Origin of the sequence: Pseudorhodobacter wandonensis, from assembly GCF_001202035.1 — a bacterium.
Classification (GTDB): Bacteria; Pseudomonadota; Alphaproteobacteria; order Rhodobacterales; family Rhodobacteraceae; genus Pseudorhodobacter; species Pseudorhodobacter wandonensis.
Window position 1 is genome coordinate 96,929 of record NZ_LGHT01000036.1, and the last position, 14,337, is coordinate 111,265.

The 14,337-nt window shown below is 57.6% G+C and carries 12 protein-coding genes; 3 read left to right on the forward strand and 9 right to left on the reverse strand.

What is annotated here, in order from left to right:
- Nucleotides 1–168: 168 nt before the first annotated feature.
- The gene (locus AKU79_RS11380; protein WP_050523898.1) at nucleotides 169–528 is read right to left on the reverse strand and encodes an ArsR/SmtB family transcription factor; all 360 of its coding nucleotides are present in this window, start codon (nucleotides 526–528) and stop codon (nucleotides 169–171) included.
- A 301-nt stretch (nucleotides 529–829) separates the two neighbouring features.
- Between AKU79_RS11380 and purQ the strand changes: the two genes are divergently transcribed.
- The 3 genes from purQ (at nucleotide 830) to AKU79_RS11395 (ending at nucleotide 4,664) form a co-directional block, all read left to right on the forward strand.
- On the forward strand, nucleotides 830–1,498 hold the full coding sequence (gene purQ / locus AKU79_RS11385; protein ID WP_050523899.1) for a phosphoribosylformylglycinamidine synthase subunit PurQ: 669 nt from the start codon (nucleotides 830–832) through the stop codon (nucleotides 1,496–1,498).
- 130 nt (nucleotides 1,499–1,628) lie between these two features.
- Nucleotides 1,629–3,332 carry an ATP-binding protein gene (locus AKU79_RS11390; RefSeq protein ID WP_231580163.1) on the forward strand — a complete coding sequence of 568 codons (1,704 nt, stop codon included), beginning with the start codon at nucleotides 1,629–1,631 and terminating at the stop codon, nucleotides 3,330–3,332.
- 3 nt (nucleotides 3,333–3,335) lie between these two features.
- Nucleotides 3,336–4,664 (forward strand): sigma-54-dependent transcriptional regulator, encoded by a 1,329-nt coding sequence (locus AKU79_RS11395; RefSeq protein WP_050523713.1) that lies wholly within the window; start codon nucleotides 3,336–3,338, stop codon nucleotides 4,662–4,664.
- 127 nt (nucleotides 4,665–4,791) lie between these two features.
- Here the strand turns inward: AKU79_RS11395 and AKU79_RS11400 are convergent, their stop codons facing one another.
- The 8 genes from AKU79_RS11400 to AKU79_RS11435 all read right to left on the reverse strand — a co-directional run bounded on the left by AKU79_RS11400 (nucleotide 4,792) and on the right by AKU79_RS11435 (nucleotide 14,299).
- Nucleotides 4,792–7,215 (reverse strand): GcvT family protein, encoded by a 2,424-nt coding sequence (locus tag AKU79_RS11400; protein WP_050523714.1) that lies wholly within the window; start codon nucleotides 7,213–7,215, stop codon nucleotides 4,792–4,794.
- A gap of 197 nt (nucleotides 7,216–7,412) precedes the next feature.
- On the reverse strand, nucleotides 7,413–8,714 hold the full coding sequence (locus AKU79_RS11405) for a branched-chain amino acid ABC transporter permease (protein WP_050523715.1): 1,302 nt from the start codon (nucleotides 8,712–8,714) through the stop codon (nucleotides 7,413–7,415).
- Complete coding sequence (locus AKU79_RS11410; protein WP_050523716.1) at nucleotides 8,711–9,721, reverse strand: branched-chain amino acid ABC transporter permease; 1,011 nt, start codon at nucleotides 9,719–9,721, stop codon at nucleotides 8,711–8,713. Before AKU79_RS11410 ends, AKU79_RS11405 begins: the two co-directional genes overlap by 4 nt.
- The gene (locus AKU79_RS11415) at nucleotides 9,721–10,158 is read right to left on the reverse strand and encodes a hypothetical protein (RefSeq protein WP_050523717.1); all 438 of its coding nucleotides are present in this window, start codon (nucleotides 10,156–10,158) and stop codon (nucleotides 9,721–9,723) included. Before AKU79_RS11415 ends, AKU79_RS11410 begins: the two co-directional genes overlap by 1 nt.
- Nucleotides 10,159–10,161: 3 nt before the next feature.
- Nucleotides 10,162–10,872: an ABC transporter ATP-binding protein gene (locus tag AKU79_RS11420; protein WP_050523718.1), complete on the reverse strand. Its 711-nt coding sequence runs from the start codon at nucleotides 10,870–10,872 to the stop codon at nucleotides 10,162–10,164.
- Nucleotides 10,873–11,007: 135 nt separating this feature from the next.
- Entirely contained in the window at nucleotides 11,008–11,790 is a 783-nt protein-coding gene (locus tag AKU79_RS11425) for an ABC transporter ATP-binding protein (RefSeq protein ID WP_050523719.1), read from the reverse strand.
- Between the two features lie 103 nt (nucleotides 11,791–11,893).
- Nucleotides 11,894–13,078: an ABC transporter substrate-binding protein gene (locus tag AKU79_RS11430; RefSeq protein WP_050523720.1), complete on the reverse strand. Its 1,185-nt coding sequence runs from the start codon at nucleotides 13,076–13,078 to the stop codon at nucleotides 11,894–11,896.
- A 201-nt stretch (nucleotides 13,079–13,279) separates the two neighbouring features.
- On the reverse strand, nucleotides 13,280–14,299 hold the full coding sequence (locus AKU79_RS11435; protein ID WP_050523721.1) for a GlxA family transcriptional regulator: 1,020 nt from the start codon (nucleotides 14,297–14,299) through the stop codon (nucleotides 13,280–13,282).
- Between the last annotated feature and the right edge of the window lie 38 nt (nucleotides 14,300–14,337).

Genomic DNA, 14,337 nt, shown 5'->3' on the forward strand with positions numbered 1-14,337 from the left:
CACAGCATGCGCATTTGCCTTTGCGGCAAAATTTGACCTTTCGGTCAGCATGGCGGCGCAAATTGCACTTGGCAAGCATGTTAAACCCGCGCCCGTGTTTTGTTGGGGGATCGCCTAAAGGTTAATCATTATGGGGCGCCGAGCGGGCAAAGCGGTTGATCGCAAGGATCAGGCGCAGAACATATCGTGGATAAGCGCCATCATCCGCGTCGCGCGGGCATCGGACAGGGCATAGTAAATCGTCTTGCCATCGCGGCGGCAATTGACCAGACCTTCCAGCCGCAAGCGGGCCAGTTGCTGGCTGACAGCGGCCTGCCGCGACCCCAACAGGGTTTCAAGCTCGGTCACCGATTTTTCGCCCGAGGTCAGATGACACAAGATCATCAACCGCCCTTCATGCGAAAGCGCCTTTAGAAAATTCGACGCATTCTCGGCCTGACGCATCAGCTCTTCTGGCGGGACGGTGCTGCACGGGATCGCAGGTTTTGCGTCTTGCGTAAGGTCACGCGCGTTGGAATCGAACGACATAAAGTGGCTTTCACAGCGAAAAGATCGGATTATAATAACGCTTGACCGCAACATATTCAAGAAACGGCCGAAAAATACACAGGTTTGGCCAAGGTAAAGGAAAACAGGGCCGGTTTTTTAGGCACTGCCTCGGCAAACGGGGCAAGGTTTTGCCTGTCGGCTTGGCCCCGCAAGCGTGGCACATTACAGTGCCCTTTCAAACATTTGCGAAAAACCGGCGATCAGGCGGCCCGCAGGGCTGGAACAGACGCAGGTTTTGGGCTATTGCAGCGGCCATATCCATTGCCGATGGGGGCCACCGATGAAAGCTGCTGTTCTAACCTTTCCTGGGTCGAACTGTGACCGCGACCTTGCCGTAGCCTTTGAACAGGCTGGCGCCGAGGTGCATCGGGTTTGGCACAAAGACACAGACCTGCCAGCAGGCATCGATATTGTGGCTGTGCCAGGCGGGTTTTCCTTTGGCGATTATTTGCGCTGTGGCGCGATTGCAGCGCAGTCGCCGATTGGTGCGGCCGTGCGGGTGCATGCGGCGCGCGGCGGTTACGTGCTGGGCATTTGCAACGGCTTTCAGGTGCTGACCGAAATGGGTCTGCTGCCGGGTGCATTGATGCGCAATGCGGGGCTGAAATTTATCTGCAAACCATTGGAATTGCAGGTCGCGACAGTCGATAGCGCCTTTACCAATGCCTATGAAAAGGGCCAGCGTCTGAAGGTGCCGGTGGCGCATCATGATGGCAACTACACCGCCGATGCGGAAACCATGGCGCGCCTGCAAGGCGAAGACCGCGTTGCCTTTACCTATAGCGACAATCCGAATGGCTCGATGGGCAATATCGCAGGCATTCTGTCCGAGAACCGCAGGGTTCTGGGAATGATGCCCCACCCCGAGCGCGCAAGCGAGGCGTCGCATGGCAGCACCGATGGTGCAGGGCTGTTCCGGTCATTGACCGGCGCTTTGGCGCTTGCCTGAACGCAGGATGCTTGAGGTCGGCGCCGGCAGGTCGTAAACTGCCGGTATGAGCGATAGAGACACCCCCACTTCTGATCAAAATGCAGCGGCGCGGCCGCTGGAGCCTGAATCGCGTCGCTTGTCTTGGCAGATGCGCGGGCTGATCATCGCTTTGTTCATTGCGGCCGTGGGTGTGGTGATGGTGACGAATGTCTGGCTGACCGAGCGGTTCAGCGAGGCCACGCGCAACCGCTCCGAGGTGCGTCTGGCGCTGTACACCGGCAACCTGATTTCGGAATTGCAGCGCAACTCGGTCGTTCCTTTGCTGCTGGCGCGCGACCCCGAACTGATCCGGGCACTGACCGAGGGCGATTTTTCCCAAACCTCTGCGCGGCTGATCTCATTTCAGGCCGAAATCGGCGCTGCATCGATTTTGCTGCTGGATAAAGACGGGCGCGCAGTCGGGGCGACGAATCGTAATTTACTGGGGTCGAACCACCGCAGCTCGGCCTATTTCGTCGATGCGCAGCGCACCAAGGACACGGTGTTTTCGGCGCAACCGCGTCAAACCGGCGGCAATGACTTTACCTATTCCCGCGCGGTTCTTGCCGATAACCGGATGGTGGGCGTTATCGTCGTCGCTGTCGATCTGATGAAATATGAACGCGCATGGGCCGGCCTTACCGATGCGGTCTTGGTGACCGATAGCGAAGGCCGCGTGATTTTGGCAACCGAACCGCGCTGGCGCGGGCTGACGCTTGATGAGGCGCTGGCCATTCAGGACGCGCCTTCGGCAATCGAACGGGCGCTGCGGGCCACAGCCGACTGGACGCAAAGCAGGCCCGATACCTATTTGCGCGGCACGGCGGTGATGAAAACCGAGGCGCGGGTTCCGTTTCGTGGCTGGCGGATTTTCACCTATACCGCCTATGATTCCGTGCGCGAGCGGGTCAACGGTGTTCTGGCGCTCGAGATTATGGGCTTTGCTATACTGTTGGCGCTGGCGTTCTATTTTCTGTCGCGTCGCGCTTGGTCGCAAAGTGCGTCGTTTCAACGGGAAAGCGCCGAGTTGCGTTTGCTGAACGCGCGGCTGAAACGCGAAATCGCGCAGCGCGAAAAGATGCAAAAAGATCTGGCCGTGGCCGAGCTGACGCTGGCCCAATCATCGAAACTGGCCGCCTTGGGTGAAATGTCTGCCGCCGTCAGCCATGAGCTGAACCAACCGCTGGCCGCCATGAAAACCTATTTGGCCGGCGCGCGCCTGCTGTTGCAACGCCACCGCCCCGAAGAGGCGCTGTCAAGTTTTCAGCGCATCGATGACCTGATTGACCGGATGGGGGCGATCACGCGGCAGCTTAAATCCTATGCCCGCAAAGGCGGAGAGGCGTTTGAGCCTGTGGATGTACGCCACTGCCTGTCGTCAGCGCTGTCGATGATGGAGCCGCAGTTGAAAACCCGCGTCGTGCAGATCACGCGCAACCTGCCGCGCAACCCTGTGATGATCATGGCCGATCGCCTGCGGCTGGAACAGGTTATCATCAACCTGTTGCGCAATGCACTGGATGCAACCAAAGATACCAAAGACCCCAAGATCGGTTTGGAAATCGTGGTTGACCATTCGGTGCATCTGACCGTCAGCGACAATGGCCACGGTCTCGACAATCTCGAAAGCCTGTTCGAGCCGTTCTATACGACAAAGAAACCCGGCGAAGGCGTGGGCTTGGGTCTTGCGATTTCCTCGGGGATTGTAACTGATTTGGGCGGGCGGTTGCTTGCACGAAATGGCGACGCGGGGGGGGCTGTATTCGAAGTGCAGCTTCCTATATTGGGCAGTGAACTGGCAGCAGCGGAGTAGAGTATGGCGCGTGCAATGAAAGTCGCAATCGTTGATGACGAAGCAGACATGCGGCAATCGATCAGCCAGTGGCTGGCCTTGTCGGGGTTTGAAACCGAAACCTATGCCTGCGCCGAAGATGCGCTCAAGGTGATCGGCGCCGATTATCCGGGGGTGGTTGTCTCGGATATCCGGATGCCGGGCATCGATGGCATGGCATTTCTGAAACGGTTGATGAGCCTGGATGGCGGCTTGCCGGTGATAATGATCACGGGCCATGGCGATGTGCCAATGGCGGTCGAGGCGATGCGCCTTGGCGCCTATGATTTTCTGGAAAAACCGTTCAATCCCGACCGGATGACCGAGCTGACCAAAAAAGCCACGCATAACCGCCGCATGACGCTGGACAGCCGCGCATTGCGGCGCGAGTTGTCGGATGGCACGACGCTGATGAAAAAGCTGATCGGCACTTCCGCAGAAATGGAACGGCTGCGCGAGGATATTCTCGATCTGGGGCAAGCCGATGGCCATGTGCTGATCGATGGCGAAACCGGCACAGGCAAAACGCTGGTCGCCCATGCGCTGCATGCCGTGGGGCCACGCGCGACAAAAAAGTTCGTGACGATCTCTTGCGCGGCTTGGTCCGAAGACCAGCTTGCCGCCAAACTGTTTGGCACGGGCGATGATGACGCAATTCCTTTGGTCGAAGAAGCACGGGGCGGCACGCTCTGCCTCGAAGATATCGAGTCGCTCAGTCATTCGCTGCAATCGCGGTTGCTAACCATGATTAACGAGCAGGGAACCCCGCCCGAAACCCGCATCATCGCGATTGTGAATGAACATGCGCCTGACAAAACACTCGAGGATATTCTGCGTCCGGATCTGTTCTACCGTTTGGGCGCGCTGACGATTATTTGCCCGCCCCTGCGCGCACGCGGCGAAGATATCCTGACGCTGTTCACCCGCCTGTCCGAGCAATTCGCCGAGGAATACGGCTGCGATGCGCCGCAAGTCGCCGCGCAAGAGGCAGCCCAATTGCTGCAGGCGCCATGGCCTGGCAACGTGCGCCAGTTGGTAAACATCGCTGAACGCGCCGTACTGCAAAACCGCCGTGGATCGGGCTCGATCGCGTCTTTGCTGATGGCCGATAACGAAGCGGCGGGCCCAACGCTGACCACCGAAGGCAAACCGCTGAAAGACTATGTCGAAGCCTTTGAACGGATGCTGATCGACAATACGATGCGGCGCCACAAAGGCTCTATCGTCGCCGTCATGGAAGAGCTGTGCCTGCCGCGCCGGACGCTGAATGAGAAAATGGCGAAATATTCCTTGAGCCGTTCGGATTACACCTAAGTCAGGATTTAGGTATTTAGACCAAGATGAAATATGAGGGCTGTCCTCTCTTTCATCTTGGTGAAAATACCTCGGGGGGGAATGCGCCGCAAGGCGCAGGGGGGGCAGCGCCCCCCGCTACCGGAAACTATCCCCGCATTCTTGCGCCATCGGCATCAAATAGCGCAGCAGTCACCAAGCGTGCCGCGCGCCGTTCACCCAGAATTTCGATCTCGACGGACAGGCCTTCTTTGGCCATATCCGAGGGGATCAGACCAAGCGCCACCGATTGGCCGCTGAAATGCGAATAGCCGCCGCTGGTGCAATAGCCTTGCACTGTGCCATCAATCCAGATCGGTTCCCACGCAACCACATCGGCATCTTTGGCATCGACAATAAAGGCGCAAAGCTTGCGTTTGGCCCCCGCGGCTTTTTCGGCCAGTGCAGGGGCTTTGCCGACCCAGTCACTCGGCTTGTTCCAGCGGATAAAGCGGTCCAGACCTGTCTCGGCAGGGGAATAATCTGGGCTATACTCGCGGCCCCAAGAACCAAAGAACTTATCCAATCGCAGGCTCATCATCGCGCGCATGCCAAAGGGGCGCAGGCCAAGATCCTTGCCCGCCTCGGATAGCACTGACCAAAGATGCCGCACGGACATGTGGTCGCAGTAAATTTCATACCCCAGATCGGCGGTATAGCTGACGCGTTGAACAACGCATTTGGCCATCCCGACTGTGATTTGCTTGACGTCCATAAACCTGAACGCCTCGGCCGACACATCCGCGCGGGTGACCCGGGCCAGCAATTCGCGCGCATTTGGGCCGGCAATCTGAAACCCTGACCGGCTGTCGGAAATGTTCTCCACGCAAACGCCGTCTTGCATGTGCTGTTCAAACCAGCGGCCATGCCAGCCTTGCGCGCCATAGCTGGCGGTCAGCTGAAACTCGGTTTCTGACAGGCAAGACACGGTGAAATCCCCAATGATCTTGCCGCTTGTCCCCAGCATCGGGGTCAGCGACAGCCGCCCCGGTTGCGGGATCAACCCCGCCATGATCCGGTCCAGCCAAGCCCGCGCCTGCGGCCCCGTCACGCGGTATTTGCCAAAGTTCTGCACCTCGTTGATACCCACAGCCTCGCGCACGGCCATCACCTCTTGGCGCGTCGCCTCCCACGCGTTCGAGCGTTTAAAGCTGGGGGTCTCATAACGCGGCTCACCGGGCAGGGCGAAATAATTGACCACCTCCAGCCCGTATTGCTGCCCCCAAACCGCCCCCATTCCATCAAAGACATCATACATCGGTGTGGTGCGGAAGGGGCGGGCGGCAGGGCGTTCCTCATTCGGATAACCAACGCTGAACCGCATCTGATAGTTTTCAACGACTTTGGGCACGGTATAGCCCGGCGTGGTCCAATTGCCAAAACGCGCCACGTCAAAGCCGCGCGGATCGCGCTCGACTTCGCCGTTGATCATCCATTGTGCCAGCGCCAACCCCATGCCGCCGCCTTGGCTAAAGCCCGCCATGACCGCACAAGCCGACCAATAGTTGCGCAATCCTGGCACCGGCCCGATCAGCGGGTTGCCGTCGGGCGCAAACGTAAACGGTCCGTGGATCACCCGTTTAACGCCAGACCGTTCCAGCACCGGAAAGCGGCGATAGGCGAAGTTTACCGAATCCTCGATTTTGTCAAACTGCTCATTCAGCAGCTCATGGCCAAAGCCCCAAGGCGTGCCATCAACCGACCATGGCTCACAAGGTTTCTCATAAAACCCGATGCACAGCCCGCGGCCCTCTTGGCGCAGATAGCTTTCGCCGCCGGGGTCCATCACATGCGGAAACTCGCGGCCCGATTTCAGAATATCCATGATCTCGGGGATGTCATCCGTGACCAAATACTGATGCGCCATCGGCAAAAGCGGCAAATACACCCCTGCCATCGCGCCAACCTCGCGCGCCCAGAGCCCCGCCGCGTTGACCAGATGCTCGCAGGTGACAGTGCCTTGCTCGGTCACCACTTCCCAGCCCGCGGGCGTCGGGTTGGTTTCCAAAACGCGGTTGTGCAGCACAATCTCGGCCCCACCCATGCGCGCGGCCTTAGCATAGGCATGCGTGGTGCCTGACGGGTCCAAATGCCCATCGAGCGGGTCATAAAGCGCGCCGATAATCCCTTCCAGATTGACCATCCCATCGGTTAGTTTGGCAATTTCTTCCGGCCCCAAAATCTCGGTATCCAGCCCCATATAACGATGCTTGGCGCGCTCGGCTTTCAACATCTCAAACCGCGCCTGATTGTCGGCAAGGGTAATCCCGCCCACATGGTGCAAGCCACAAGACATGCCGGTAATCGCCTCCAGCTCCTTATAAAGCCGGATGGTATAGCCTTGCAGCGCTGCCATATTGGTATCGCCGTTCAGCGTATGAAACCCGCCGGCCGCGTGCCATGTCGACCCCGAGGTCAGGTCAGACCGCTCGATCAACATCACATCCGACCAGCCCAATTTGGTCAGGTGATACAGCACCGAACAGCCGACTACGCCGCCTCCGATAACAACAACCCGCGCATGGCTCTTCATTTCATACCTCCACTGGCTTTCTGCCATGGTGGCGCAAGCAAGCAAGGGCGTGCAAGTAAAACTGCGACACATAATGTCGCGCGAGGAACCCGACCCAGCTTTCTTTTCGGTGAAAATATCCTCAGGGGGGGGGCGCCTGAAAGGCGTAGGGGGGGGCAGAATGCCCCCCCTTTATCATCTGACATCAGGCAGAATGCTTATTTTTCCGGGATCAACCCGCGCGGGCTAAACCGCAAGACCAACAGCAATATCACGCCAAGCGTCAAAAGCCGCATGTTTTGCGCCGAGTCCACCAAATGCGCCTTCAGCCAGCCATCGCTCATGCCATAGGTCAGCACCGACATCACACCCGGCCCAAGGCTTTCCACGATCAACCACAACCAGCCAATCAGCAAACCGCCCAGAACCGCGCCCCAGTTGTTGCCCGACCCACCGACGATCACCATCACCCAGATCAGAAAGGTAAAGCGCAACGGGTTATAGGTGCCGGGTGTCAACTGCCCGTCCATCGAGGTCATCATCGCACCGGCAAAACCAACCACGGCCGAGCCGATGACAAACACCTGCAAATGGCGGCGGGTCACATCCTTGCCCATCGCGGCGGCGGCCACCTCATTGTCGCGGATTGATCGCATCATCCGGCCCCAAGGGCTGTTCAGCGCCTTTTCCGACATCCAGACCACAATTGCCAGAACCACCGTGAACAGCGCGACATAAACCAGTTTCACCACAATTGACGAGGCACCGACCGGCTCAAACCCATAGCGCGTGGCCCAATCCAGAAAGGCGGCGCTTTGCTGCAAATCCACCTCATAGGGCACAGGCCAGGGGCGGGGCAGGCCGATCATGTTTTTCACGCCGCGCGCCAGCCAGTCTTCGTTCTTCAGCACGGCAATAATGATTTCGGCAATGCCCAAAGTGGCAATCGCCAGATAGTCCGACCGCAAACCAAGCGAGATTTTCCCGATTGCCCAAGCCGCAACTGCTGCCAACAAGCCGCCCACAGGCCATGCCAACAGCGACGGCAGGCCAAGCCCGCCGATGTTGCCGGCTGTCGCAGAATTAATCACCTCAACTGCCTCAACCGAGGGGTCAAAGAGCTCACGAAAGGCAAAGAACCCGCCGATCAACAGGGCCAGCATTGCCACGTTGCGCAATTTGCCTTTGGCCATACGTTTGTAAATTTGTGTAGCGGCAATGATGACCGCGACCCCAAAACACAGGCCCGCCAAAATGCCCCAGCCACCAGCCGCCCAACCCGCAGGCACCGGCGGAGACGAAACCAGCGCCACAGCAAGCCCGCCAAGCGCCGCAAACCCCATGATGCCGGTGTTGAACAGACCGGCATAGCCCCATTGCATATTCACGCCCAAAGCCATGATCGCCGACAAAAGCCCGACAGTCAGGATGTTCAGCGCGAGGTTCCAACTTTGGAAATAGCCAGTGCCGATGTACAAAATTGCGACCAGCCCGAACAGGATAAGATTGCGTTTGTTCATCCCGATTTCCCCTTAAACAGTCCCGTGGGCATGAACAGCAACACGATGATAAGTATGATGAAACTTACTGCCAGCTTATAGTCGGTCGACAAAAGCTGGATCAGGTTGTCGGGCGCCCAGGCCTCGGGCACCAGATAGCCGATAACCTTTTTCCACGCATAGGTCACGAAGACCTCGGAATAGGCCACAACAAACCCGCCCGCAATCGCGCCCAACGGGTTGCCAAGGCCACCCACCACAGCCGCCGCAAAGATCGGCAGCAGCAGTTGGAAATAGGTGAAGGGTTTGAACGATTTATCCAACCCGTACAACACGCCTGCAATCGTCGCCAGCGCGGCCACGATGATCCATGTCACATTGACCACACGGTTCGGGTTGATGCCCGACAACAGCGCCAGATCCTCGTTATCCGAAAAAGCGCGCATCGACTTGCCGGTGCGGGTCTTTTGCAAAAACCAAAACAGCCAAGCCACAACGATGATGGCCGTAATTACAGTGATTGCCTGTGTTGATTTGATCGCCAGTCCCTCGGACAGGCCTGTCCATCTCTTGAAATCGCCTGCCGTCATGACAAAACGCTCGCCATCGGCAAAGTTCTGTTCCTCGACCCCGATAATCAGGCGGGTGATGCCGTTCATCACAAACATCACACCCAGCGAGACAATCACCAGAATCGTCGGCGCGGCACGTTGCTTGCGGTAAAACCGGTAAACGAACTTGTCGGTCAGCAACAACAGGCCTGCCGTCACGGCTATGCCCACAGGCATCGCGATCAGCGCGGTGGGCAAGGCGCCCAGATGCACACCCATGCTTTGCAACCACCAGGTCATCAGAATGGTGATCATGGTGCCAAAGGCCATCGTGTCGCCTTGGGCAAAGTTGGAAAACCGCAAGATGCCGTAAACCAGCGTCGCCCCCAGCGCCCCCAAAGCCAATTGCGCACCATACGCGGTGGCCGGAACCACCACAAAGTTCACAAAGGCCACGATTGCGTTTATAATATCCATCAAGCTTGCCCTTTGTTTATCTGGTCCGCATCAACGCAAAACCCCGTTGCTTGGCCCAGCACAGCGCTTTCTGCTGTAAACCCGTCAGTCTCGGTTACCGTCAACGCGCCGTTTTCGCGCAATTCAAATCGCCGCAGACCGGTTTCGCCGCGGCGCATTACCCATTCCGTATCGTTCACCGTTTCCAATGCAGTATCGCGCGATTCAAAACCTGCCTCATAGTAATAGGCCCGGCCATCCTCGGCCGCAGGCAAAATCACGATATCGGCGGGCAGGGGGCCTGCACAATCCTGACCGCGACAAATGCTGTCAAACTTGCAGGCATAGCCCGCCAGTTTTTGCGGCGTGGGCTTGTACTCCCACTGGCTGATGAACATGATCATTGTCACCAAGATCATAAAAACGCTGACAGACAGCACAAAGTTGCGCGTATCCATCGCCTAGCCCCCCAAGAAACTGCGACGCACTTCGGGGTCTTGCATCAAGGCCTGTCCGGTATCGGTAAAACGGTTCGCCCCTTGCACCAGAACATAACCTTTATGCGCGATTTCAAGCGCTTGTCGGGCGTTCTGTTCGACCATCAGAATGGAAATGCCTGTGCGCGCGACCTCGATAATCCGGTCAAACAATTCATCCATAACAATCGGCGACACGCCTGCGGTGGGTTCGTCCAGCATCAGCACCTTGGGCTGGGTCATCAAGGCGCGGCCCACAGCAACCTGCTGACGCTGCCCACCCGAAAGCTCGCCCGCGGGCTGGTAGCGTTTGTCTTTCAAAATCGGAAACAGATCATAAATCTGCGCGATCGTCCCCGAGATATCGTCACGGCGCAAAAACGCCCCCATCTCTAGGTTTTCCTCAACCGTCATCGAGGTAAAGATGTTCGACGTCTGCGGCACAAAGGCCATGCCCTTGGCCACGCGGTCTTGCGGCGACAGCGCGGTGATATCCTGCCCTTGCAGCATAACACGCCCCCCCCGCAGGTTCAGCATGCCAAACACAGCCTTCATCGCGGTGGATTTGCCGGCGCCATTCGGGCCAACGATCACAGCAATCTCGCCCTTTTCGACGGCGATGGTACAATTGTGCAAAATATCCACGGCGCCATAGCCACCGGTCATATTCTCGCCAATCAAAAACGGTTCCGACATCTAATCCCTCTAAGCTGCGGCTTTTTGCAAGTCAGGCTGCAGTCTTCTTTCATCTCTTCACAAATTTCCGTAGCACTTTATCCGGCAAAGCGCCCTGCGATGCACATGGCGTTTCGTAGAACAACCACGGATCGTTCAGGCACCGACCTTGACCTTGTTCTTCAGACCCGTCCCCAAATAGGCCTCAATCACACGCTCGTCGTTTTTCACTTCGTCCACGGTGCCCTGGGCCAAAACCTTGCCTTCGGCCATACAAATCACCGGGTTACAGATGCGGGCGATGAAATCCATGTCATGCTCGATGACGCAGAACGTATAGCCGCGCTCTTTGTTCAGGCGGATAATCGCGTCGCCGATGGTGTTCAGCAAGGTGCGGTTTACCCCTGCGCCCACCTCATCCAGAAACACGATCTTGGCATCGACCATCATGGTGCGGCCCAGCTCCAACAGCTTTTTCTGGCCACCGGAAATGTTGCTGGCGCGCTGATCGGCCAAATGGCTGATCGTCAGAAATTCCAGCACCTCATCGGCTTTGTCGCGGACGCGGCGTTCTTCGGCGGCAATGCGGCCACGGGCAAACCAGGTGTTCCACAGCGTCTCGCCCGCTTGATGTTCCGGCACCATCATCAGGTTTTCGCGCACCGTCATCGACCCGAACTCATGCGCGATCTGAAATGTGCGCAGCAGGCCTTTGTGGAACAATTCATGCGGCGGCAGGCCGGTAATATCCTCGCCCGCCATTTTCACGCGGCCCGAGGTGGGCGGCAAACGGCCGGCGATAACGTTGAACAACGTGGTCTTTCCCGCGCCATTCGGGCCGATCAGCCCGGTAATCGAGCCTTCTTCGATCGCAAGGGATGCACCATCCACGGCGTGAAACCCGCCGAAATGTTTGTGCAGATTTTCAACGACGATCATCGCTTTCTCCCTCTAGGCGCAATGGTCTTGGCGGCGGCCAAAATATGGACAAACGGCCCGAAGGGAAACCCTTCGGGCCGCATTTAGAAACCTTAGTGCAAGATCAACGGAATTTGTCCGTTACAAACTTGCCATCGGTGACGGTGTATTCGCGGAAGTTGCCCGCAGCTTCGCCGTTGCCGATCAGCTCAACCGCTGTTGCGCCAACATAGTCGATGTCGGTGCCAGCTGCGATCAGTTCCAGCGCGCGGCCCAATTCGCCTGCGTTGATTTTCTCGCCCGGTGCGTTGGCCACGTCCATCACCTTGGCGGTCCAGTCTTTGGAATTGGTCGATTTCGCCGCTTCCATCGCCAGCATGATCAGCGCCGCTGCATCATAGCTTTCGCCGGTGTAAGACGAGGTTGGGTCGAAACCTGCTGCCTTTGCCAGCTCGGCAAACTTTGCAGCACCTTCGGAATCGGTGCCGGGAACGGTGCCGTATGTACCGTTCAGGCCCGGACCAATGGCCTCAATCAGGCTTTCGCCATACATGCCATCGGGCAGGTAGAATGTGCTGAACGCACCGGTATCAAGTGCGGCTTGGATAATGCCTTTGCCACCTTGGTCAACATAACCGGCAACAACCAGCACATCGCCACCTGCGGCAGCCAATGTAGCCACTTCGGCGGAATAGTCGGCTTTGCCATCTTCATGTGCGGTTACAACAGTAACCTTGCCACCTTTTGCCTCAAACGCGGCAGAGATGCTGTCGGACAGGCCTTTGCCGTAATCGTTGTTGGTATAGGAAATCGCGATGGATTTCACGCCGCGCTCGCCCAGAATATCGGCGATAACTTCGCCCTGGCGCGCGTCAGACGGCGCTGTACGGAAGAACAGGCCATCGTCTTCGGCGCTCGACAGACCTGGCGAGGTGGCCGAAGGAGAAATCATGCCAACGCCATTCGGGCGTGCAACGTTTTGCAAAACCGAACCGGTAACACCCGAGCAATCTGCGCCCATAATGCCGTTTACGCCTTCGGCAGTGACAAGGCGTTCAGCGGCGGCGGTTGCCGCGGCTGCGTCAACGCAGGTGCTGTCGGCGCGTGCAGAGGTAACTTTGCCGCCACCCATGAATTTGCCCGAAGCGTTCACTTCGGCAATCGCCAGCTCGGCACTTGCCGCCATGCTCGGCGTGATCGATTCCAGCGGGCCGGTAAAGCCCAGAATGATACCGATTTTTGCATCCTCTGCGAATGCACCACCGGCCATCAATGCGGTTGCGGCTGTCGCCAACATCAGTTTTTTCATTGTCGTCTCCCAATTGGAAAATTTTTTCCTGTTCCGAGATTAGACGCAGCGAAATGAAAAGAAAAGGCGGGAAACAGCGTTGATGCGGGATGTTTCGCACAGAAAATTAGCTATTTTCGCAGATGTGTGCCTGTTTATTCGCAACTGGCCCAAGCCACTTGCTGCATTCCCTAGCGTCAATTTACGTCATTGCGGCGCCTGTCAAATCGACAGGCGCAATGATGAGCCGCCCTGACTGCCGCGCTCACGGTACGGGGTGGTTGAATAATGCGCACGGTAGCATTTTGAAAAATGCGAAGGCGAGGCAAAGCCGCAAGCCAGCGCCACATTGATGACCGACATATCGGTTTGCATCAACAGATTGCGTGCTTTCGACAGGCGCAATTCCATATAATAGCGCTTGGGGCTGCGGTTCAGATAGCGGCGGAACAGCCGTTCCAGCTGGCGCGTCGACATGCCCACATCATCGGCCAGATCGGCCGGGCTGATCGGCTCTTCGATCGCGGTTTCCATCATCTGGATCACCTGGCTCAGCTTTGGGTGGCGCACGCCGATGCGGGTGGGAATAGACAGGCGCTGCGTATCCTGATCGGTGCGGATGGTCGAATAGATCAGCTGATCGGCAACGGTATTGGCGACATCTTCGCCATGATCGGCCGCAATGATTTTCAACATCATATCCAGCGACGCCGTGCCGCCCGCTGTCGACATCCGGTTGCCATCAATCACAAAGATCGAGCGCGTCAGCTTGACCTGCTCGAACTCTTCAATAAACCCGTCCTGGTTTTCCCAATGGATCGTCGCCTTTTTTCCATCCAGCAACCCGGCTTTGGCCAGCGCATAGGCCCCTGTGCACAGCCCGCCAATTGCCACGCCTTTACGCGCCTCGCGCCGAAGCCAGTTCAAGATGGCTTTTGTCGTGGCTTTTTGCACATCGATGCCGCCGCACACCAAAACCGTATCCTCGCGCCCGATTTCCGACAGGCCGATATCCAGCTTGAAGGCAGCCCCATTCGAGCAATGCACAACGCCTTCGCTATTGCCTTCGCCTGCCAGAACCCATTGATAAATGGGCGCACCAATCACACGGTTGGCAATGCGCAGCGGCTCGATCGCGCTGGCAAAAGACAGCATTGTGAATTTATCCAAAAGCAAAAACACAAAGCGCTTGGGGCCTTGGACTTTGCCTGCATTGGTGGCTTTTTGCGGCGTGGCGGACATTTCTTACCTTTGGGACAACTTGCGCTTTGTTAAAAGCT